The 22040-nt window shown below is 65.9% G+C and carries 22 protein-coding genes; 6 read left to right on the forward strand and 16 right to left on the reverse strand.

Features of this window, described 5'->3' with window-relative positions; genetic code table 11:
* Positions 1 to 7 precede the first annotated feature (7 nt).
* The 8 genes from WT16_RS23655 to hpnD form a co-directional block, all read right to left on the reverse strand.
* Positions 8 to 1351: an aspartate aminotransferase family protein gene (locus WT16_RS23655; RefSeq protein ID WP_006028336.1), complete on the reverse strand. Its 1344-nt coding sequence runs from the start codon at positions 1349 to 1351 to the stop codon at positions 8 to 10.
* The gene (locus WT16_RS23660; protein WP_006028337.1) at positions 1348 to 2418 is read right to left on the reverse strand and encodes a C45 family peptidase; all 1071 of its coding nucleotides are present in this window, start codon (positions 2416 to 2418) and stop codon (positions 1348 to 1350) included. Before WT16_RS23660 ends, WT16_RS23655 begins: the two co-directional genes overlap by 4 nt.
* Positions 2419 to 2430: 12 nt before the next feature.
* Positions 2431 to 3159: a glutamine ABC transporter ATP-binding protein GlnQ gene (gene glnQ, locus WT16_RS23665; RefSeq protein ID WP_006028338.1), complete on the reverse strand. Its 729-nt coding sequence runs from the start codon at positions 3157 to 3159 to the stop codon at positions 2431 to 2433.
* Complete coding sequence (gene glnP / locus WT16_RS23670; protein ID WP_015603682.1) at positions 3156 to 3812, reverse strand: glutamine ABC transporter permease GlnP; 657 nt, start codon at positions 3810 to 3812, stop codon at positions 3156 to 3158. Before glnP ends, glnQ begins: the two co-directional genes overlap by 4 nt.
* A gap of 64 nt (positions 3813 to 3876) precedes the next feature.
* Positions 3877 to 4629, reverse strand: a complete 753-nt coding sequence (gene glnH / locus WT16_RS23675; RefSeq protein WP_006028340.1) for a glutamine ABC transporter substrate-binding protein GlnH — start codon at positions 4627 to 4629, stop codon at positions 3877 to 3879.
* Positions 4630 to 5047: 418 nt separating this feature from the next.
* Positions 5048 to 5755 carry a phosphorylase gene (locus WT16_RS23680; RefSeq protein WP_063534358.1) on the reverse strand — a complete coding sequence of 236 codons (708 nt, stop codon included), beginning with the start codon at positions 5753 to 5755 and terminating at the stop codon, positions 5048 to 5050.
* Between the two features lie 6 nt (positions 5756 to 5761).
* Positions 5762 to 7753 carry a squalene--hopene cyclase gene (gene shc / locus WT16_RS23685; RefSeq protein WP_063534950.1) on the reverse strand — a complete coding sequence of 664 codons (1992 nt, stop codon included), beginning with the start codon at positions 7751 to 7753 and terminating at the stop codon, positions 5762 to 5764.
* Between the two features lie 202 nt (positions 7754 to 7955).
* Positions 7956 to 8804, reverse strand: coding sequence for a presqualene diphosphate synthase HpnD (gene hpnD / locus WT16_RS23690; RefSeq protein ID WP_063534359.1), 849 nt, complete (start codon positions 8802 to 8804; stop codon positions 7956 to 7958).
* Between the two features lie 553 nt (positions 8805 to 9357).
* Here hpnD and WT16_RS23695 point away from each other — a divergent pair.
* Positions 9358 to 10263 carry an alpha/beta hydrolase gene (locus WT16_RS23695; protein ID WP_063534360.1) on the forward strand — a complete coding sequence of 302 codons (906 nt, stop codon included), beginning with the start codon at positions 9358 to 9360 and terminating at the stop codon, positions 10261 to 10263.
* Between the two features lie 47 nt (positions 10264 to 10310).
* Here the strand turns inward: WT16_RS23695 and WT16_RS23700 are convergent, their stop codons facing one another.
* The 4 genes from WT16_RS23700 to WT16_RS35150 form a co-directional block, all read right to left on the reverse strand.
* Positions 10311 to 11246 (reverse strand): diguanylate cyclase, encoded by a 936-nt coding sequence (locus tag WT16_RS23700; protein WP_009916150.1) that lies wholly within the window; start codon positions 11244 to 11246, stop codon positions 10311 to 10313.
* On the reverse strand, positions 11243 to 11866 hold the full coding sequence (locus WT16_RS23705; protein WP_063534361.1) for a chemotaxis protein CheC: 624 nt from the start codon (positions 11864 to 11866) through the stop codon (positions 11243 to 11245). Before WT16_RS23705 ends, WT16_RS23700 begins: the two co-directional genes overlap by 4 nt.
* Positions 11859 to 12227 carry a response regulator gene (locus WT16_RS23710; protein WP_006028348.1) on the reverse strand — a complete coding sequence of 123 codons (369 nt, stop codon included), beginning with the start codon at positions 12225 to 12227 and terminating at the stop codon, positions 11859 to 11861. The genes WT16_RS23705 and WT16_RS23710 overlap by 8 nt, the downstream gene beginning before the upstream one ends.
* 61 nt (positions 12228 to 12288) lie before the next feature.
* A complete protein-coding gene (locus tag WT16_RS35150) occupies positions 12289 to 12867 on the reverse strand; it encodes a hypothetical protein (protein ID WP_231756006.1) in 579 nt (192 codons plus the stop codon).
* Here WT16_RS35150 and WT16_RS23715 point away from each other — a divergent pair.
* Positions 12836 to 15013 carry a hybrid sensor histidine kinase/response regulator gene (locus WT16_RS23715; RefSeq protein WP_231892137.1) on the forward strand — a complete coding sequence of 726 codons (2178 nt, stop codon included), beginning with the start codon at positions 12836 to 12838 and terminating at the stop codon, positions 15011 to 15013. The genes WT16_RS35150 and WT16_RS23715 overlap by 32 nt on opposite strands.
* Positions 15014 to 15030: 17 nt before the next feature.
* Here WT16_RS23715 and WT16_RS23720 read toward each other — a convergent pair whose 3' ends face one another.
* Positions 15031 to 15588, reverse strand: coding sequence for an NADPH-dependent FMN reductase (locus WT16_RS23720; RefSeq protein ID WP_063534363.1), 558 nt, complete (start codon positions 15586 to 15588; stop codon positions 15031 to 15033).
* Between the two features lie 364 nt (positions 15589 to 15952).
* On the opposite strand from WT16_RS23720, the gene WT16_RS23725 reads away from it, so the two are divergent.
* Positions 15953 to 16558, forward strand: a complete 606-nt coding sequence (locus tag WT16_RS23725; protein ID WP_009916151.1) for an RNA polymerase factor sigma-70 — start codon at positions 15953 to 15955, stop codon at positions 16556 to 16558.
* A complete protein-coding gene (locus WT16_RS23730) occupies positions 16539 to 16736 on the forward strand; it encodes a zf-HC2 domain-containing protein (protein ID WP_009916152.1) in 198 nt (65 codons plus the stop codon). Before WT16_RS23725 ends, WT16_RS23730 begins: the two co-directional genes overlap by 20 nt.
* A gap of 307 nt (positions 16737 to 17043) precedes the next feature.
* On the opposite strand, the gene arsC is transcribed toward WT16_RS23730, so the two are convergent.
* Entirely contained in the window at positions 17044 to 17400 is a 357-nt protein-coding gene (gene arsC / locus WT16_RS23735) for an arsenate reductase (glutaredoxin) (RefSeq protein WP_063534364.1), read from the reverse strand.
* A 170-nt stretch (positions 17401 to 17570) separates the two neighbouring features.
* Positions 17571 to 18032 (reverse strand): hypothetical protein, encoded by a 462-nt coding sequence (locus WT16_RS32585; RefSeq protein ID WP_197486499.1) that lies wholly within the window; start codon positions 18030 to 18032, stop codon positions 17571 to 17573.
* Between the two features lie 252 nt (positions 18033 to 18284).
* Between WT16_RS32585 and parA the strand changes: the two genes are divergently transcribed.
* Both parA and WT16_RS23750 read left to right on the forward strand, forming a co-directional pair.
* A complete protein-coding gene (parA, locus tag WT16_RS23745; RefSeq protein ID WP_006028354.1) occupies positions 18285 to 18947 on the forward strand; it encodes a ParA family partition ATPase in 663 nt (220 codons plus the stop codon).
* 24 nt (positions 18948 to 18971) lie between these two features.
* Positions 18972 to 20039 (forward strand): ParB/RepB/Spo0J family partition protein, encoded by a 1068-nt coding sequence (locus WT16_RS23750; RefSeq protein ID WP_059934527.1) that lies wholly within the window; start codon positions 18972 to 18974, stop codon positions 20037 to 20039.
* Between the two features lie 93 nt (positions 20040 to 20132).
* Here WT16_RS23750 and WT16_RS23755 read toward each other — a convergent pair whose 3' ends face one another.
* Positions 20133 to 21506 (reverse strand): replication initiation protein, encoded by a 1374-nt coding sequence (locus tag WT16_RS23755; RefSeq protein ID WP_063534365.1) that lies wholly within the window; start codon positions 21504 to 21506, stop codon positions 20133 to 20135.
* Between the last annotated feature and the right edge of the window lie 534 nt (positions 21507 to 22040).

Here is a 22040-nt window from a genome sequence, read left to right on the forward strand (position 1 = left end):
GCGCGCATCAACGCGCCGCCGCGCCAATCGAAGCGAGCGCCGCATCGATCGCGTCGCCGAGCCGCCCGACGATCGTGTCGATCTGCGGCGCGGTGCAGATGAACGGCGGCGCGAGCAGGATATGATCGCCGAGATGGCCGTCGACGGTGCCGCCCATCGGATACACCATCAGCCCGCGCTGCATCGCCTCGCGCTTGACGATCGCATTCAGCTTCAGCTTCGGATCGAACGGCGCTTTCGTGCCGCGCTCGCGCACGAGCTCGACGCCGACGAAGAGCCCGCGGCCGCGCACGTCGCCAATGTGCGGATGATCGGCCGAGCGCGCGCGCAGCAACGCGCGCAACTGCTCGCCGCGCGCCTTCACGTTGTCGAGCAGCCGGTCCTCGGCGATCACGCGCTGCACTTCGAGCGCGGCCGCACACGCGCTCGCGTGGCCGATGTACGTGTGGCCATGCTGAAAGAAGCCCGAGCCGTCGACGATCGTCCGGTAGATCGCGTCGCTCACGAGCGTCGCGCCGATCGGCTGATAGCCCGCGCCGAGCCCTTTCGCGATCGTCAGGATGTCGGGCGCGACGCCGTCCTCTTCGCACGCGAACAGATAGCCGGTGCGGCCCATCCCCGACATGATCTCGTCGAGGATCAGCAGCACGCCGTACTTGTCGCACACCGCGCGGATCTTGCGGAAATAGTCGCGCACGGGCGGCACCGCGCCCGCCGTCGCGCCGACGACGGTTTCCGCGACGAACGCCGCAACCGTGTCCGGCCCAAGTTCGAGAATCCTGCTTTCGAGCTCGTCGGCCAGGCGCTGCGCGAACGCCTCCTCAGTTTCGTCCGCACGCTGCTCGCGATACGCGTAGCACGGGCTCACGTGATGCGCTTCGATCAGAAGCGGCAGGAACGGTTCGCGCCGCCACGCGTTGCCGCCGATCGCGAGCGCGCCGAGCGTGTTGCCGTGATAGCTCTGCCGGCGCGCGATGAAATGCCGGCGCGCGGGCTCGCCCTTTTCGACGAAGAACTGGCGCGCGAGCTTCAACGCGGCCTCGATCGCTTCCGACCCGCCTGATACGAAATACACGTGCTCGAGCCCGGCGGGCGCCGCCGCGACGAGCCGGTCCGCGAGCGCCTCCGCCGGCTGCGTCGTGAAGAACGACGTGTGCGCGTACGGCAGTTGCTGCGCCTGCCGCTTGATCGCGTCGATCACGCGCTGATTGCTGTGCCCGAGGCACGACACGGCGGCGCCGCCGCATGCGTCGATATAGCGCTTGCCGGTCGAATCGACGATCTCGATGCCGTCGCCCGCGACCGCAACCGGCAGATTCGCGCGCGGCGCGCGGTGAAATACGGTGGTCATGCGTGTCCTTGTTCCTGTCGATGCGCCGACGGACGCTGCGCGTCCCGCGGCACGAATTGCTGAAATCGCACCGAGCCCTGCTCGCGCACCTCGAACGCGACGCCGTCGTCGCCGATCGAGAACAGCGCGGTCGCAAGCGTGTTCTCGTCGTCCGGATCGTGCGGATCATCGCGATAGATCGGCAGGCCGTCGCCCGCGCGATCGGCGAGCACGCGCCACAGCGCGGGCGCGTCGGCCGCGCCGCCGAGCGGCGGCAGCAGTTGCGCGAGCCGCGCTTGCCGATCGGCTGACGACGCGGTGACGATCTGCGCCTCGGCGTCGCAACCCGGATGGATCAGATGGTTCGCATGGCCGTACACGCCGTCGACGTCGAGCACCGACGTGCGCATGACGCTCGCCTCGACGCTGACGACGCGCGCATCGCCCGCGCAGCCGAGCGTGTGATGGAAACCGCTCGCGCGCGGCGCGCCGCGCAGCACGCGCAGCGCATCGTCGAGCGATGCGGCGTCGAGCACCGCACGCGCGAGGATCATCCGCGGCACGCCCGCCGCCGGCCGTCGAACGCGCACGTTGTTGATCGTCTGCACGAGCCCCGCGCGATTCGCCGCGAACGTATGGCCCGGCAGCGAGCCCGGATAGTAGAAGCTGACGAAGCCCGGCTTGCCGTCGGGCCGCACGTCGACGAGCATGCACTTGCCACGCAGATGCGGATCGCCGTCTTCGTTGTGCGCGATCGTCCGCTCGCGCGGCGTGCGCACCGCGAGCGTCGTGCAGCCGTCGGGCGCATTGTGGATCAGCTCGCCGCGGCAGTTCCAGACGAACACGTCCTGCGCATGCCAGCCGAGGCCGGCGGCAATCCCGTCGAGCTCGGCGACGAGCGCCGGAAACGCCGCCTCGGCCGCGCGGCGCAGCGCGGCGACGAACGGATGGCCGCGCCAGCGCGCGACCGCGCGCCACGCGCCGCTCTGCGCGAAGTACGCATCCATTGCCGGCCGGGCGAGCTCGCCGAGCTGCCGGCCGATGTCATGCGGCGAACCCGTCACGACGACAGGCGTGAGAAACTTCATCGGTTGTCCTGATCACGAAACATGTTTGAGAAAATCCTTCAGGCGCGGCGTCGGCGGCTGATCGATCAGCGCCTTCGGATCGCCGTCCTCGGCAATGCCGCCCTGATCCATGAACAGCAGGCGCGTGCCGACCTGCTTCGCGAAGCCGATCTCGTGCGTGACGACGATCATCGTCATCCCTTCGTTCGCGAGATCGCGCATCACCTTCAGCACCTCGTGGCGCAGCTCGGGATCGAGCGCCGACGTCGGCTCGTCGAACAGCATCAGCTTCGGCTTGATCGCAAGCGCGCGCGCGATCGCGACGCGCTGCTGCTGGCCGCCCGACAGCTCGGACGGATAGTGGTTCGCGCGCGCCTCGAGGCCGACTTTCGCGAGCAGCGCCATCGCCTGATCGCGCGCCTGCGCGCGCGACGCGCCGCGCACCTGGATCGGCCCGAACATCACGTTCTCGAGCGCGGTCATCTGCGGAAACAGATTGAACTGCTGGAACACCATGCCCGCTTCGAGCCGGATGTTGTGGATCACCGCGGCCTTGCCCTTCACGCTCTGCCCGTCTACGAGCAGATCGCCGCCCGTGATCTTCTCGAGGGCGTTGATGCAACGGAGCATCGTCGACTTGCCCGAGCCCGACGGGCCGACCACGACCACCACCTCGCCCGCGTCGATGCGCAGGTTGATGTCCTTCAGCACCGGCACGTGGCCGAAGCTCTTCGACACGTTGCGGAATTCGACCATGCTCATAGGATGCGCATCCTTTTCTCGACGAAGCGAAGCGTGAGCGTCATCACGCCGGTGAGCACGAGATAGATCGCGGCGACCGCGGTCCAGATCTCGACCGCCTGGAAATTGCCGGCGATGATCTCCTGGCCCTTGCGCGTCAGCTCGCCGACGCCGATCACGATGAACAGCGACGTGTCCTTCAGGCTGACGATGCATTGATTGCCGAGCGGCGGAATGAGCCGCCGGAACGCGAGCGGCCCGACGATCTTCACGAGCACGCGCGGCATCGACAGCCCCATCGCGAGTCCGGCTTCGGTCAATCCTTTAGGAATGGAAAGCAGTGCGCCGCGCACGACTTCGGCGAGATACGCACCCGAGTTCAGCGTGATCGCGACGATCGCGGCCGTCAGGCCGTCGATGCGGATGTGCGCGAGCAGCGGCAGCGCGAAATAGAGAAACATCACCTGCACGACGATGGGCGTGCCGCGAATCAGCTCGATGTACACCTGCGCGAGCACGTTCAGCACGACGGGGCCGTACGCGCGAAACATGCCCGCGATCATGCCGACGAGAAAACCGCCCGCCAGCCCGAAGAATGCGATGAAAACCGTGAGCCGCACGCCGTCCATCAGGTCCGGCAGCGCAGCCCATATCGCTGACCAATCGAATTGCACATTCAGCTCCCGATAACGTTCCGATCGACGCGGCGCCGCACGCCGCGTCGCCCTGATGCGTCGCTCAAGACTTCGGCGGCTCGGAGCCGAACCATTTCTTGTAGATCTTCGCGTAGCGGCCGTCGGCCTTCATCTTCGCGAGCTCCGCATTGACCTTCGCGACGAGCGGGCTGCCCTTCGGGAAGCCGATGCCGTACTTGTCGCCGCTCACCGGCGCGCCCGCCACCTTCACGCGCCCCTTGCCCTCGTTGTTCACGAAGAACAGCACGTTCGGCGTGTCGTGCATCGCGGCGTCGACACGGCCCGCCTCCAGCGCGAGATACGCCTGATCGATGTTCGGGAACTGGCGGATCTCCTTGGGCTTCAGATGCGCCTTGATCCAGTCGATCGTCGCGGTGCCCGTCTTCGCGGCAATCACCTTGCCGTTCAGATCGTCGATCGACCTGATCATCGTGTCGTTCGCCTGCACCATCGCGGCGAGGCCGCTGTCGTAGTACGGGTCGGAGAAATCGATCGCCTTCCTGCGCTCCTCCTTGATCGTCATCCCGGACAGCGCGACGTCGATGTTCTGCGTCTGCAGCGCCGGAATCAGGCCGGCGAAATCCATCGGCTGGATCTTGTAGGTCCAGCCAGCGTCCTTCGCGATCTCGGCCCACAGGTCGAGATCGAAGCCGACGTACTTGTCGCCCTGCTTGAATTCGAACGGCATGAACGAAGTGTCGGTGCCGACGACGAGCTCCTTCGCGTGCGCGCTCGCGAGGCTCGCGCCGACGAGCGCGACCGCGACGACTGTCTTGATGAACGAACGGCGTCCCATGATTTCTCTTCTCCGCAGTGAATGGCGATGCCCCGAGCCGACGGGGGATTGGCGACGAACACCGGCGACACCGAAACATGCGATGTCATTATTGTATTTTGCGCAACATGTGTTGTCATGACGGATGCTAAGCCGCCAAAAAAGAAAGCAACAGGAATTCGTGTCGCGAGAAACCCTAGGGTCGGTGGAGGATGGGAAGGAGGGCGGAATGGCCGCGCGCGCCGGTCATGGTGGAGCGGATGTCGGAATCTCTGGCGGGGTCGGAGCAAGAACGGGCGCGCATTGCTTCGAATGACGAACCGATTCGCACGGCGGCTGCGCAGCGGAATGCGGCCGAGTCGCACGCGCGCCGAAACGACGCAACGACGCAACGACGCAACGGATCAGTCCATGCTGATCGCGGACCGCCGCCCCGCGCTCAACCGATCCGCCACGCCCCCGCGCGCTCGAACGCCTGCCGCGCCTGCACGAGCGTCGCGCGGGCGGCGCGCGCGTCGCCCGCGACTTGCAGCAACGCGCCGAGCTGCGACGGCGCTTTCGCGAGTTCGCGCAGGATCGGCAGGATCGCCGTGCTGCCGTCTTCGCGCAGGCCGGCCATCGCGGCCTTCGGCAGCGTGCGCCACGCCGGATCGACGATCGCGCGGCACACCGCGAACGGCACGCCGCGCGCCGCCGCGAATGCGCCGGCGATATGCGATTCCATGTCGACCGCGAGCGCGCCCTTCGACCGGTGCAGCGCGTCCTTCTCGCGCGCGTCGACGACGGGCGCGCCGACCGCCGCGACCGCGCCGCGACGCGTGCGCGACGCGACCGGCGTGCCGGCGAGCGCGGCGACGATGCGCGCGCTCCACGCGGCATCGGTATCGAGCACGCCGAACGGCCCGTCGACGGAATCGGCGACGATCAATGCGCCCGGCGCGAGTTCGGGCACGAGCCCGCCCGCCGTGCCGAAGCTGACGACGCCCGCGCAGCCGTGCGCATCGGCCGCCTCGGCAAGCGCACGCTCAAGCCGGTCCGCGCGCGCCGCATAGACGGCCTCGACGCCCACGCCGCGCGCGATCCGCGCTTCGAACGCCATTCCGGCGACGGCGATCACGGGTGCGGCCGAACGACCGAAACCAGCCATCGGCCGTTACATCCCGACCGTCACGCGCGCCGCACCCGCGCGCTTCAGGTTGCGATAGCGGGCGAGCGCCCACAGCGGGAAGAACTTGCGGTAGCCGTGATAGCGCAGATAGAACACGCGCGGGAAGCCCGTCGCGGTGAAGCGCGTCTCGTCCCACAGGCCATGCTCGCGCTGCGTGCCGAGCAGATGGCCGATGCCGCGCGCGACGGCCGGATTGTCGACCTCGCCCGCCGCCATCAGGCCAAGCAGCGCCCACGCGGTCTGCGACGACGTGCTCGGCGCGCGCTCGTAGCCGCGGTAGTCGAGCTTGTAGCTGTCGCCGTCCTCGCCCCAGCCGCCGTCGGGATTCTGGATCGACAGCAGCCATTGCGCGGCGCGCTTCACGCGCGGATCGTCGTGGCCGAGGCCGGCCGCGTTCAGCGAGCACAGCGCGGTCCATGTGCCGTAGATGTAGTTCATCCCCCAGCGGCCGTACCAACTGCCGTCCGGCTCCTGCTCCTTCAGCATGTAGTCGAGCGCGCGGCGCGCGGGCTCGCTCGACGCGCTCGTCTCGCCGAGCTGCGCGAGCATCGACAGGCAGCGGCCCGACACGTCGGCCGTCGGCGGATCGAGCAGCGCGCCGTGATCGGAGAACGGGATGTTGTTCAGGTAGTACTGCGTATTCTCCGGCTCGAACGCACCCCAGCCGCCGTCGCTGCTCTGCATGCCGACGACCCACTCGCGCGCGCGCGCGATCGACTCGCGGTACGCGTCCGTCTGATCGTGCTTCGCGACGCGGTCCATCGCCATCACGACGACCGCCGTGTCGTCGACGTCCGGATAGTGCGCATTCGCGTACTGGAACGCCCAGCCGCCGGGCCGCACGTGCGGGCGGCGCGAGATCCAGTCGCCGCGCACGTCGAGGATCTGCCGCGGCACGAGCCAGTCGAGGCCGCGCACGGCCGCTTCGCGCGCGCGCTCGTCGCCCGTTTCGAGCAGCGCGTGCGCGGCGAGCGACGTGTCCCAGACGGGCGACAGGCACGGCTGGCAATACGCCTCCTCTTCGCCGACGACGAGCAGCTTCTCGATCGACTGGCGCGCGATCGCGCGGTTCGGATGATCCTCGGGGTAGCCGAGCGCCGCGTACATCATCACCGCGTTCGCCATCGCCGGATAAATCGCGCCGAGGCCGTCCTCGCCGTTCAGGCGCTCGTCGACGAACGCCGCCGCCTGGCGGATCGCGCGCTCGCGCGTATAGCGCGGGAAGAGGCCGTCGGCGAGACGCAGCACGCCGTCCACCGCGCGGAAGAACGCAAACCAGCCGGCATGCTGATGCGGCTGCTTCGGCAGCAGGCCGGTGTTGACGGGCGCGCTCTTGAACAGCTCGTCGATGCGCACGCCGCGCGGGTTCTTCGCGACCGGGCGCTTCGCGTTCAGCACGAGAAGCGGCACGATCACGGTGCGCGCCCAGTACGACACCTTCGACAAATGGAACGGGAACCACTGCGGCAGCAGCATGATCTCGACCGGCATCATCGGCACCGCGTACCACGGCACGACGCCGTACAGCGCAAGCTGGATCCGCGTGAACACGTTCGACATCTCCGCGCCGCCCATCGCATGGATCGCGCGGCGCGCACGCTGCATGTGCTCGGCGTTCTCGTCGTCGCCGATCACCTTCAGCGCGAAGTACGCCTTCACGCTCGCGCTGATGTTCGGCGCGCCGTCGGTGAAGAGCGGCCAGCCGCCGTCCGGCTGCTGGATGCGGCGCAGATAGCGCGCGATCTTCTGCTCGAGCTCGGCGTTCGGCTCCTCGCCGAGATAGTGGACGAGCAGCACGTATTCGGCGGGAATCGTCGAATCGGCTTCGAGCTCGTAGACCCAGTGGCCGTCCGCGTTCTGCGCGGCGAGCAGCGCATCGGTCGCGCGCGCGACGGCGGCGTCGAGGCCGGTCGGCGCGGCGGACGGGGCGGGCACAGCGGTGGCGTCGAGCGTGTGCATTTCGGTCATGTCGTTCATCGGTCCCTCTCTTATTGCCGGCGCGTGCCCGGCGGTTTCGCCTGGCGGAGCGCGCCCGTTCGTCGCGGGCCGGCCTGCGGCCGTCCAAGCGCCCGCGAGCACCTGGATCGGCACGCGCATGCGCGTGCCGGGGGGGTTGCATGCGCCGCGCGGGTGTCGCGCGACGGCGAATGGCGATGCGGCGCGCGCCGCCCGCATCGAATCAGAACAGCGCGTAACGCGCCACGAGCAGCAGCATCCGCGCGCGCGGCTTGCGCAGCGGCGCGCGCGGCGGCGCAAAGCCGCGCGCGACCGCGGCTTCGAGAATCAGGCGATACGCGCCCGACATGATGCGCGGCGCGCGAACCTGCGCGCGCCGCGACGCGTCCATCACCGCGTCGGCCTGCGCAAAATGTTGCTGCGCGCGCTCGACGAGCGTCGCGCACACGCGCGGCAGCTTCGGGTCGCGCGCAATCGTCTGCGGATCGGCGATCGCGATCCCTTCGCGCGCGAGCAGCTCGCGCGGCAGGTAGCAGCGGTTGATCGTCGCGTCGTCGTCGATGTCGCGCAGGATGTTCGTCAGTTGCAGCGCGCGGCCGAGGTGATGCGACAGCTCGCGGCCGGGCTCGTCCGGCATCCCGAAAATCCTCACCGATAGCCGGCCGGCCGAGCTGGCGACGCGGTCGCAGTACAGATCGAGCGTCGCTTCGTCGGGCGCGCAGATATCCTCGGCGGCGTCCATCGCCATGCCGTCGATCATCGCGTGAAAGTCTTCGCGACGCAGGCCGAACTTGCCGATCTCGCGCGCGAGCGGCACGAGCGACGCGCGTGGCTTGCCCGCGTAGCAGTCGTCGATGTCGGCGCGCCAGCGGTCGAGCTGCGCCGCGCGCTCGGTGCGCGGGCCGCCTTCGTCGGCGATGTCGTCGACCGCGCGGCAGAATGCGTAGACCTGGAACATCGCGTCGCGCTGCTCCGCGGGCAGAATGCGCATCGCGAGATAGAAAGAGCTGCCCGATGTGACGGCAGCGGCGTCGGTTTCGTTATCGTCCACGACGGGATTGGAAACGGCCAAGACGAGCTCCGCTAAGACGCCCCCGCGGGGCGATTGAAGAAGCCATGCCCGGCTGGGGATGGTAAATGCGTGCGAGATGCGCGAACGATCGGCGCAGACAGGCACAAATTACCGGCGGGAAACCGGAATTGGGCGTGAGTATAGCAATCTTTAAAGGCCGCTGCCGCGCGGTTCGGCTGTCGAATTCGGGGCGGGCGGCGAAGCGTGGCGCGGTTGCGACGCGGTCGTGGCGAATGCCTGGCGATGGTGTGGCGAGCGATCCGGTTTGGCGGACGGAGCCTGGCCGAATGGCCGGTGGAATAGGGGACGGAAGCGTGGCAATGGTTGACGTCGAAGACCAATTTCACTCCCATAAAACCACAATTCGTCAATTTCCCTAGAATTGACAACCTCATAAATTCAATCGAGATCAGCCTGCGCCAGACACGCCGCCCACGACGGCGGAGTACATTCTTGGGGCACGATCACCCGCCACAGTGCGCCGATTCGTCACTAAGATGGCGCTGGCTCGCACCCGAAGTTTGAAGCAAATCGAAGATATAAGGAGACAGACTTGCCGACCGAACCGCGCGACACCCGCGCCGACCGCCGCGACCCCGCGGCCTCGCCCCCGCTGCCTTTCGTGCTGGTGCACGGCGCCTGGCACGGCGCATGGGCCTACGAGCGGGTGATCCCCGCGCTCGCCGCGCACGGCCACGCGGCCATCGCACGCGATCTGCCCGCGCACGGCGTCAACGCCCGCTTCCCCGCGTCGTTCCTCAAGCGGCCGCTCGATGCCGCCGCCTTCGCGAGCGAGCCGTCGCCCGTCGCGGGCACGACGCTCGACGATTACGTCGACCACGTGCTGCGCACCGTCGACCAGGCTCGCGCGCTCGGTCACGAACGCGTCGTGCTGGTCGGCCACAGCATGGGCGGCATCGCGATCACGATGGCCGCCGAGCGCGCACCCGAGAAGATCGCGAAGCTCGTCTATCTGGCCGCGTTCATGCCGACCGCCGGCACGAAGGGGCTCGACTACGTGCGCGCGCCGGAGAACCAGGGCGAAATGCTCGCGCCGCTGATGATGGCGAGCCCGAAAGCGACGGGCGCGCTGCGGATGGACCCGCGCAGCGAAGATCCGGCGTACCGCGCGGCCGCGAAACGCGCGCTCTGCGACGACGCGGACGACGCCGATCACACGGCCGTCGGCCATCTGCTCAGTTGCGACGTGCCCGCGGCGCCGTTCGCGGCGCGCATCGAGACCACGGCCGCCCGCTGGGGCGCGATCGAGCGCCATTACGTCAAGTGCCTGCGCGACCGGGTGCTGCTGCCGGCGCTGCAACAGCGCTTCATCGACGAGGCCGACGCGCTCGCCCCCGGCAACCGCACGCACGTGCACACGCTCGACAGCAGCCACTCGCCGTTCATTGCGCAGGCGGGCGCGGTCGCCGATACGCTCGCCGCGATCGCGCGCGGCTGACGCCGGTCGTCCGACGAAGCGAGGCGGGGCAAACCGGCCTCGCCGCCTCAGCCGAACGCAACCGAGCAGTTGCGCCCCTGCCGCTTCGCGCGGTAGAGCGCGGCGTCGGCTTCGTTGACGAGCGTCTCGTGCGTGAGCGCGCCGGCGTGCGCGGCCGCGCCGCCGACGCTCGCCGTCACCGGCACCCGCACGCCTTCCGCTTCGATCGGCGTGCTGCCGATCGTCTGCCGGATCTTCTCGGCGACGTGCATCGCCTCGTCGAGCGACGTGCACGGCAAGAGCAGCGCGAATTCCTCGCCGCCGAAGCGGCCGAACGTGTCCTGCGAGCGCACGACGTCCGCGACGCGCTGCGCCATCATGCGCAGCACGTTGTCCCCGACGACGTGGCCGAAGCGATCGTTGATCGTCTTGAAGTGGTCGAGATCGAACAGCAGCACCGACAGATTGCCGCCGTAGCGCTGCCAGCGCGAGAATTCGTCGCGCAGCCGCGCCTCGAAGAAGCGCCGGTTCGCGATGCCCGTCAGGCCGTCGCGGTTCGCGTATTCCTGCAGCTTCGCGACGGCCTCCTCGCGCTCGCGCTGCATCACGCTCACGTGCGTGACGTCGGAGATCGTCACGCAGACGGCCTCCACTTCTCGCCCGCGTGCGATCGGCACGAACGTGCAGTCCTGCTGCATGAAGTCGACGCCGCCCGTGATCGGCCGGTCGTGATCGAAGCGGAACAGATACGGGCGCTGCTCCCACGAGCTGAACGCGAAACCGCCGAGCTGGAACACGCTTTCGATCTTGCGCGACAGCCATGCGCGCGGCAGGTCCGGAAAGCTGTCGAACAGATTGCGGCCGATCACGTCGGCGGCCGCGACGCCGCTGTGATCCTGCATGAACCGGTTCCACATGAGTACCCTCATCTCGCGGTCGACCACGAAAATACCGAAGCTGACCCGTTCGATGACGAGATCGCTCAGTGAGGAAAGCAGGTTCATAAGCTGGACAACAACGAATCGAGCGCGTCGCTCATGTGGCGAATCGAATCTTCCGCGAGCAGCATCACGAAATGCGTGCGCGCACCGTCGTCCGCGACGCCGAAGTTCACTTCGAGAAGGAGCGTCTCGCTCCACGCGAGCACGTCGGGCTGAAACACGTCGTCGAGCGCGATGTCCTCGCCAAGCAGCCCCGGCGGCGAAAACACCGGCGTGCGCCCGAGCTCGTCAAGGATCGACGATACGCACGCGCCCATCAGCACGTTTGCCATGTCGAACACGAGCTCGGCCTGCGTGACGGTGCCGAACTCGTCGTCCGCGTATGCGCCGTCGACGAGCGACACGAGCTGGCCGAGGCCCGTGCTGCGGCACAGCATCAGCGCCTCGCCCTTGATGTCCGAACGAAAGCCCTGGCGCACGGCGGTCACGTTGTCGTGAATGCCCGTCATGTCGCGCAGCACGCGCCCGACGTCGGCCGCGCGCACGACGCGCACGCGCGGCACCGAAAGCTCGATGAAGGTGCCGAGGAGAAGCGCGAGCCGCGCCGCCGCGCGTCCCATCGCGAGGTTGGCGATCTCCTGCAGGGCGTCGCGTTGCTCCGCCGTCAACACCGTCTCAGACATACAACCCATACTCCTTGAGAATGGGCAGCAATGCTTCCGAGGTGACGGGCTTGGCGACGAAAGCCACCGCGCCCAGCTCACGCACGCGTGCCTGCGCCATCGGTTGGATATCGGCGGACACGACGATCACGAACGTGTTCAGATCCTCGCCGCGCAACGTCTCGAGCACTTCGTAGCCGCTCATGTCCGGCATCGTCAGATCGAGAAACATCACCGATGCCTTGCCGTCGCGATACAGCGCCAGCGCCTCGCGACCGTTCGACGCGTAGTTCACGTCGACGTCCCAGTCCGCCGGCAGCGCCTTCGTCAGCAGCTTGCGGGCAAGCAAGGAATCGTCGGCGATCACAATCGGCAGGGGCATGGCTGTCGTGGCGGTAAACGGAGTCGTATGTCTCGCGTTAACGACGGTTCGCCGCGCTTCTTTAGGCAAGGTGCGACTGGCGATACGAGGGACGGACCACGCGCGCGCCGCTCGGCTCGCAAGAACCGGCCGACCGCCTGACGCACCCGCCCGCGGATGGGCCTCGTCGAGGCCGCGCCCGGGCATCGCGGGCGTTTTCCGCATAGGAAAGCGATGCGCGATTCTGGTAGTAAACCCCGTGCGTTGCAACTCGCCATTTTTGGCGGTTCGAACAGAATTGATTAGCTCGAATTCGAATCCGGGAATAGCTCGAATTGTTTTGGCGATAAGCACGCAAATTATTCTTTTGCTTACGTTTGCGCTTTTGAATTCGTCGCTGTTTGCGCGCGGCGCGCGCAACCGCCGGAAATCCGGCCTTGCGCAAGCTCCGCGCCCCACGCGGATCGCGCGTGCGCGACTCGTTTATGATGCCGATCAATCCTTTCCGCATTCGTTCGCCCACCATGACGCCCGAACGGCCCGACGCCTCACGCCCGACATCGACCGACAACGACGATTGGGAGGACGATGCTTCGTTCGCCCCCGGCGCGCCGGAGCACGATTTCGCGGTGCGGCGCGTGACGCTCATCGTGATGCTCATCGCCGCGATCGTGCTGCCGTGCGTATACGTCGCGGTGATGGCGTACAACGACATGCGCACGCGCGAGGCGACCGCGCGCGACGTGACGATGCGCACCGTGCGCGTCGCCGAGGAGCACGCGCTGAAAGTGTTCGATCTGTCGGAGACGCTCGACGCGCGGATCGTCGATCTCGTGCAGGATCTCGACGACGCCGCGGTGCGCAACGCCGAAGCCGACATCCACGATGCGCTCAACACGATCGGCGGCGGCTATCCGCAAGTCGCGTCGGTGTCGATCTTCGGCGCGAGCGGGATGCTGCTCGCGAACAGCCTCTATTACCCGGCGCCGTATGCGTCGATCGCGGAGCGCGACGATTTCGTCGGCATCCGCGACGGCAAGGTGATCGAGCACATCTCGCGCGTGATGCCGGGACCGCTGAAGGCGGCGAATCCGGGGCCCGTGTTCAACACGGGCGTCGCGCGGCGCCATAGCGACGGCACGTTCGCCGGGATGGTGTCGATCGCGCTGAAGTCGTCGTATTTCAACGCGTTCTATCGCGATCTGCTCGGCGGCGCCGACGCGCCGATGTCGATGGCGCTCACGCGCACCGACGGCGCCGTGCTCGCGTCATATCCGCCCGCGCCGCGCGGCGCGCCGGGCGACGCCGCCGCGCAGGCCGACAGCGCGAATCCGTTCGGCGGCGCGCAAGGCGATCAGCACGCGGGCATCGTGCGCGTGAAGCGCGACGGCGACAGCGAGATCGTCGCGTACCGGCAGGTCGGCAGCTATCCGGTGTTCGTATCGTGCGCGTACCGCACGTCGGCGATCCGCCACGCGTGGTACGAGCACCTGAGCGTGCTGTTCATCTCGATGTTCGCGCCGTCCGCCGCGCTGTGGGGCGTGATCTGGCTGTCGCTCAAGCGGCTGCGCGCGGAAGAGGAGGCGTGGGAACGCTGGCAGGCGGAGGCGTCGATGCGGCGCTCGATCGAATCGGCGTACCGGCAGTCGCGCAAGATGGAGGCGCTCGGCAACCTGGTCGGCAGCGTCGCGCACGATTTCAACAACCTGCTGATGATCATCTCGAGCAACGTGCAGATCGTGCGGCGGCGCGGCGTTCAGCATCTGGACACCGAGCTCGCCGCGATCGAGCGGGCGCTGAAGAACGGCCAGTCGCTCACGCGCCAGTTGCTCGGCGTCGCGCGCAAGCAGCCGCTGCGCAGCGAGACGATCGACATCGCGCACTGGCTCGCGTCGTGCCGCGAGCTGCTGAAGACGTCGCTCGGCTCGAAGTCGACGCTCGCCGTCGACACGCAGCTCGATTTGTGGCCCGTGCGCGTCGACGTCGCGGAGCTCGAGCTCGCGGTGATCAATCTCGCGGTCAACGCCCGCGACGCGATGCCGCAGGGCGGCCGCTTCAAGATCAGCGCGCACAACATCACGTTCCGCCGCGAGGATGGTTTTCCGCTGACGGGCGACTTCGTGCAGATCTCGGTCGAGGATACGGGTCTGGGCATGTCGCCCGAGGTGCTCGCGCGCGCGTTCGAGCCGCTTTTCACGACGAAGGCGAAGGGGATGGGCACGGGCCTCGGGCTGCCGCAGGTGTTCGCGTTCTGCGAGCGCTCTGGGGGGCTCGCGACGATCGACAGCGAAGTGGGCGCCGGCACGTCGGTGCGGCTCTACCTGCCGCGCACGACCGACGCCGTGCCGCCCGCCGATACGCCGAACGCCGTCGACGGTCCCGCGGCATCGACGCCCGCCGGGCTGCGAATCCTGCTCGTCGAGGACAACGGCGAAGTCGCGGCGGGCACCGAGGCGCTGCTCGAGCTGCTCGGCCATCAGGTCACGCACGCGCCGAACGCGGACGATGCGCTGCGCATGCTGAACGCAGCGGGCGCCGAGCCGGCGGCGCCCGGCGCGTTCGATCTGGTGATCTCTGACATCCACATGCCCGGCACGATGAACGGGATCGACCTCGCGGAGGCGATCGAGCGCGGTGACCTGAAGCTGCCCGTGATTCTCGTCACCGGCTATGCGGAGGAATTCGACCGGACGCGCCGCGTGCATGCGCGACTGCTGTCGAAGCCGTTCGACATCGCGCTGCTCGACGACTTGCTGCAGAAGATCCAGCACGAGCGCGATGCGCGGCTCGCGGGGCATGAGGATTGAAGATAGTACGCCGTTGCTCAGGCCGACTTCGCGTGCCGGCGCACCCAGTCCGCGTAGCGATCGACGAACCCCTGCAGGAACTTGCGCGTGTCGTCGTTGACGACGTTGCCCTGCTCGTCGATCTTCGATGCATCGTGCTTGATGAATATCTCGGGCTGGCCGAGCGTCGGAACGTCGAGATACGCGAGCACGTTGCGCAGATGCTGCTGCGCGAGCGCGGTGCCAGTCGCGCCCGGCGACGTGCCGAGCACGGCGGCCGGCTTGCCCGACCACGAATTGCTGCCCCACGGACGCGAACCCCAATCGAGCGCGTTCTTCAGCACGCCGGGCATCGAGCGGTTGTACTCGGGCGTGACGAACAGCAAACCCTGCGCGGCTTCGATCGTCTGCTTGAAACGTTTCGCGACGTCGGGAAAGTCGGCGTCGTAATCCTGGCTGTAGAGCGGCAGCGAGCCGATATCGATCATTTCGAACGACAATTCGGCCGGCGCGACCGAAATCACGGCATTTGCGAGCGCGCGATTGAACGACCCGCGCCGTAGACTGCCGACAATCACTGCAATGCGGTAAGTCATCTGCGTCTCCTTCCGCTCAGTAGGTAATCAGCTAGTTTTGTTTCCGATTGCGCACCAACCGGCCCTTTTATGTGCAAGCCAGCTTGAGTCCCGGCGCATCGGGGCTTCGAACCAGATTTCCACAAAGTTTTCCACAGAAACTGTGGATAACCTGATGAATATGTACGCCGGTTACATTGATGTCGACGGCATGCGTTTCATGTCTCTGTCATCGATCGCCGGCGCGACCTACGATGTCAGCATAGCGCGCGATGGCGACGCGCGTTGCTTGCAGCGCTCTTGCAACGACGCGCATCGCATGGATAATCTTGCGCTGCCGCCCGCGCGTGCCGCATGCGCGCGGGCACGAACCGGAAGCCATCCCATGCAGCACGCGCGCGCCGCGCACGACGATCCCGCCTATCTCGCGCAATTGCGCCACGATTTACTTCGCTTCGCTCGCCTGCAATTGCGCGACGCCGATGCGGCCGAAGACGCCGTCCAGGAGGCGCTCGCGGCCGCATGGGCGCAGGCCGAGCGCTTCGACGGACTGTCGAGCCACAAGACCTGGGTGTTCGGCATCCTGCGCAACAAGCTGATCGACACGATCCGGGCGCGGCGAAAGACGATCAACGCGTCGGCGCTCGACGCCGAACTCGACGGCGAAGCGCTTCTCGAGCGCGAACTGTTCGCGGACAATGGTCACTGGGCGCCGCATGCGAAGCCGCGTCCGTGGCCGAAGCCGGAAACGATCCTGCAGCAGCGGCAGTTCTGGATGCTGTTCGAGATGTGTCTCGATCACCTGCCGGAGCAGATCGGCCGCGTATTCATGATGCGCGAGTTCCTTGACTTCGCAATCGACGACATCTGCATGGAGCTCGAACTGAAGGCGAACCATTGCAGCGTGCTGCTATACCGCGCACGGACCCGGCTGCGCACCTGTCTCACCGAAAAAGGCCTGACGACCGAAGATGCTACTGGGGAAATGTAAGGACATCACGCGACTTTTGTCGGACGAACTCGATCGTCCGCTGTCGCTCGTCGAGCAACTCCGCGTGCGCGTGCATCTGCCGGCTTGCACCGGCTGCCGCAATTACCGGATGCAGATTCGCGTGCTGCGGGAAGCGGCTCGCGTCGCGGGCGGGAACGACGCGCAACGGAGCGAGTGAGCGCAGCGGCGCGGCCGATGCGATGCGTGCGAGACGCATGGACCGTGCACGGCCGAATCGACGGAGAATCAACGATTGGCAATCGTCCGATCGGCAGCCTCCCGGGTTTGGCGAAACCGCAGGGCGAAACTGAGAGACGCGTGAAAACGCTCGTGTCTCGACGAGCGATGGCCAGGCCCCGGGCGGCGCGACTGTTGGGCGATGCGCGCCGGATCGGCGTTGGGTCGGCACGCATCGCATCTCGCATCTACAGCGGGAAGCGCTGTCGCGCACCGACATCCTCTTCGAATTATTATTTTTTTAATAATTATTCGAACAACGACTTCACTACCTCCGGCGGACGACCGATCGCGGCCTTGTCGCCATGCACGACGATTGGACGCTGCAACAGGATAGGGTGCTCCGCGATCGCGTCATACAGTTGCGCGTCGGACAAGGCAGGGTCGGCAAGATTGAGGTCTTTATAAGGCGCTTCGTTGTCACGAATCATGTCGCGCACTGGCCGTCCGAGCTTGCGGTGCAGCGCTTTCAGTTGCGTCACGGTCGGCGGCTGCTTCAGGTACTCGACGACATTGATTGCCTCCCCGGTCTGATTGAGCGTTCCGAGCAATGCCAGTGTTTCGCGCGATTTGGAGCAGCGGGGGTTGTGATAAATCGTGATCATCGGTTGCAGGTGGGAGTAGGTCAAAGACACGGGTATTGTAGCGGCCGGGCGATGAGGGGGTGCTGGTGCTCGGGAATCTGATCTTGAATCGTCTGTACGTTCCGGCTTTCCACGATCAGCCGAGCTGGGCGCACGTTACGCGCTACAGCGTAGGTAGGCGATGCGGCCATTCACTGCTTTATGCGCATAAAGGCCACCGCGGCGCGTTGGCGTTGGCGTTGGCGTTGGCGTTGGCGTTGGCGTTGGCGTTGGCGTTGGTTGGCGTTGGCGTTGGCGTTGGCGTTGGCGTTGGCGTTGGCGTTGGCGTTGGCGTTGGCGTTGGCGTTGGCGTTGGCGTTGGCGTTGGCGTTGGCGTTGGCGTTGGCGTTGGCGTTGGCGTTGGCGTTGGCGTTGGCGTTGGCGTTGGCGTTGTTGCGTTGGCGTTGGCGTTGGCGTTGGCGTTGGCGTTGGCGTTGGCGTTTGGCGTTGGCGTTGGCGTTGGCGTTGGCGTTGGCGTTGGCGTTGGCGTTGGCGTTGGCGTTGGCGTTGGCGTTGGCGTTGGCGTTGGCGTTGGCGTTGGCGTTGGCGTTGGCGTTGGCGTTGGCGTTGGCGTTGGCGTTGGCGTTGGCGTTGGCGTTGGCACGCCACAGCATAGGCGCAAGACCGATCGCCCCGTCACATACGCATCAGTTCAAGTGCAGTGCGCGATAGCTTCGTCCGCACGAAGGCGCGAATTGCACCACGCAGGCTCTGCCCATCTTCTTCCACGTGCTCAGATCGACATCCCCCCGGCTTTATGCGCATAAACATCGGCCAGGTGGCTAACGCGTCGTTCCTTCACAACAAATTCATTGAAATAAAAAAATTGTCCGGTAAAATTCTCCCGATCAAAATAGGAGTGAAAATTGGCGGCTGAAATCATTGCAGTCACTCAACAAAAGGGCGGTGTCGGCAAGAGCACCATTGCGATGCACCTCGGCGCCGCATTCCACGAAAAAGGGCGACGCGTTCTGGTCATCGACGCCGACGGCCAAAACACGCTCGTTCACTGGTCCAGTTCCTCCGCGGACAGCGAAACCGGCATCCCGTTTCCTGTCGTGAACCTTGCCGAAGCCGGCGGCCAGATCCATCGCGAGATCAAGAAGTTCATCAACGACTACGACATCATCATCGTCGACTGTCCACCGTCGATTACGGAGAAAGTGTCCGGCGTCGTATTGCTTGCCGCGACGATTGCGGTGATCCCGACGTCGTCATCGCCGGCTGACTACTGGTCGAGCGTCGGCCTCGTCAAACTGATTCAGCAAGCGCAGGTGATGAATGAGGATCTTCGCGCCGTGTTCCTGCTGAACAAGACTGAAGAGAAGCGGATGCTCACGCGTGAATTGAAGCGTGCGCTCGAAGAACTCGGCTTCCCGCTTCTCAAGACGCAAATCCCCACGCGCGAAGCCTACAAGCAAGCAATGGCGCTAGGCCAAACCGTCTTGCAGATGAACGACCGCGGCGCAAAGCTCGCAGCGGCAGAAATCCGCGCATGTGCCGACGAGATCGGCGCGATGCTGCCCTGACTTTATGCGCATAAAGGACCCTGAATGAAACCCTCCCAATTCGCCAAAGGCTTCCAAGCGCGCCCCGACATCACGACGAGCGAAAAGCGCACGGCGCTCGATCGACTCAATGCAATTGATGGCCTCGTCAAATCCGAGGCCGCGACGCCCGCTGCTCCCGCCGGTAAATCGTCGAAGAAGACCATCCCGGTCACAATCGTCGAAACGCCGCCCACCACGGACCCGATCGACGAATCGAACCAATATCGCGCGTGGCGAATCGAAAACCGCTATCAGTCCGGTCAGGTGATCGAACTGCCGCTCAAGGCGATCAAGCCGAGTCCCTTCAACCCTCGGCACTTCTATTTGAAGTCGTCGATCGCGGAGCTGGCCGTCAATCTGGCGAAGCAGGGTCAGCAACAAGCGATTCACGTCATCCCTGATTACGACAATCCCGGCTCGTACTTCGTCAGCGACGGTGGCCGTCGCGTCCGCGCGCTGAAGGAAGCGAACAAGGAATCGGTCAAGGCGATCGTCATCGATCTGCCGATCGGCATTCAAAGCTACAAGCTCGGCTACGACCTCAACGTCCAACGCGATTCGCAAACGGTCTTCGACAACGCGATCGTCTGGAAGCGCTTTCTCGAGGAAAAGTATTTCCAGAGCCAGAAGGAATTGGCCGAGCATCTCGGGCTCGACGAATCGACGGTCGCCGTTGCGCTCTCGATCGGCAAGTTGCCCGAAGCCGTCATGCAGGAGATGGTTGCGCGTCCGGATCGCTTCGGCTCGAACATGGCGTATCAGGTCGGCCGTTACCACACGGCACGCGGCACCGACTCGACGCTGCGTCTCATCAACAAGATTCTGTCCGACGACCTCAGCACTCGTCAGGTCGCCGATATCGTGAAGGGAAGGGCGACCGCGCAGGAAAACCCGAAGCCCGCAAGCCGGCAGCGGTATGCGCAGCGACATGAGATCAAGCTGAACGGCGTGTCGGTCGGCGATTTGAAGTCTTACGGCGAAGATCGGCTAGAGTTGCGGCTGCGCGGCCTGACGCGAGAAAAGCGGGACGAAATCCTGCAGCAGCTCGAACGGATGCTGTTGTCGAACTAAACGAACGAACCGAAAAGAAACGGGGCCCAGCAGGCCCCGTTTTTTGTTGCTAGTCGCGGAAGAGGAGAAGAATCCGGTGAATCGGGCATTCGCTCAAGCCGCGCGAGACTGGCTGAGCGTGAAGGCGAGCAGATCGCCGTCGGTCGGTTCGCCCCAGGTCTTTTGCGCGAGCCAGTCGAAGAAAGCCGTTTCGACAAGCTTCGAGTCGAGCCCGCGCCGTCGCCAATCGTCCCGCAGATGCGGACCCAGCGCCGGCAGCACGTCGGACTCGAACGACGCGCGCGCGATCTCCCGCTCCGCGTCGCCTTGTTCCTCATACAACTGTTTCGCTTCCTTGCGCCGGTAAGCATCGTACTCGCTGCGCAGGCGCGCCTTCGGGTCGTCCGCCTGCCCGGCGTTGGCCGCGGCGGCCAACTTGGCGCTGCTGCCGAGCGGCGGCGTTTCGACCGTGTCGACGGGCGGCGCATATCCCTTCTTCAGCGCATCCTTGAACAACGCCGGCGCGCTGCGCACGGGCGGCAGCGTCGTGCTGCGCACCCGCTGCTCGGTCAGTTGGAGCGCGGCGCGAATCCGGTTTTCCTCGTTGTCCGCGTAGAGCGTCTGCGCTTCCTTCAGCGGAATGCCGATCTTCACCATCCGGTCGACGAGCGTGCTGTCGAACACATTCGGATGCTCGTCGAGCGCGAGCATCGGCTGCTTGCGCTCCGATACGCGGAACTGGATCTCGGCAACCCGGCGTCCTTCGCGATGCTCGACCAGTTCGACGAAGATGTTCGTCACCGCGTTCACCTCGGCGATCGCCGGACGCAGGTAGTCGCGCTTGAAATACTTGTATTCGCGTTTCGCCTCGTCGCCGGCCTCGGTATCGGGCGTGCCGGACAGAATCGGGCGCCACCATTCCCACGGCTCGCGCATCGTCAGATGGCTCGGATTCGTCAGGTAGCGCACGCAGATTTCGTACAGCGCGAGCCCCGCGCTGCTGCGCAGTTGGCTCTGGAACTGCAGGCTCAGGCGCGCGTACTGCACCGGGTCGAGCAGTTTCTTCTTGATTTTCGGCGCAAACGAGAATTCGACCCATACGCGCCGCGTCGCCGGATCTTCGAGAATTTCGGCGTCGGCGATCAGCGTGGAGATCCCCCACTTCCGGCCGGGCTTCTGGCTCGACGTGCCCGTGCTCCATTCCACCTGCACCGACACCATCCGCCGCAAGTGCTCCTTGACGAGCGCGGTATCGTTGGAATCGAAAGCCGAGTTCGCGACGATGTCCGACAACAGCGCGCGATAGGTGTCGCCGGAATCGTCCGCTTGTTGGGCGACCGCAAGCAGCACGTTGAACAGCTTGCGAGTCAGGAGGGTGATCTTGCCGTTTTTCGGCTGAATTGCGATTGCCTCGACGGCCTTACGCAATTCGGCGGAACTAGCACTCACCACATCCACATCGGTTTTCTTGGCGCGCTTTGTGGCCATGCGTCGGGTCGGAGGAGAAGTTTCCGGAAGGATAGCGTCTGTGGTGATGTGCGTCCAGAACGGCATGCTCACCATATGCGGTGAAGCTCGGCGATTTGCCGCCGCTCACCCGATCGGGCTCCCGTAAACGCTCACCGGTCCAAAATCCGGCCATCGTCGACTCACCTTTGCGGGCAGCGGCAAGCGCGGCGAACGCCGGCTTTCCCGCATTCGCGTTCCGCGGCGCAGCGGCTCCCGTATCGTCTCACCTCCAATCCTGTCGCAAAATTGCTACGACAAATTCACGCGCACGGGCATCTCCGTGATCGACTTGCAACGCCGGCCTGAGGAACAGCGCGCAGCAAGCCGATGCCGACACCGATCGAAGCCCAGCCGGCCCGGCGCCGGGAGTCTGTCGGTATGCACGGATCGGATCAGCCGGGCGGAATGAGCGGCGATGCACATGACTCGGCGTACGCCTGCCCGGGATCTTCAGGCGTTGACGTTCGACCGGCGTGTCTCGTCCGTCCGGGCGCCCCGATGGAAAGGTGTCGA

Source organism: Burkholderia sp. MSMB1589WGS, assembly GCF_001636105.1.
Taxonomy (GTDB): domain Bacteria; phylum Pseudomonadota; class Gammaproteobacteria; order Burkholderiales; family Burkholderiaceae; genus Burkholderia; species Burkholderia humptydooensis.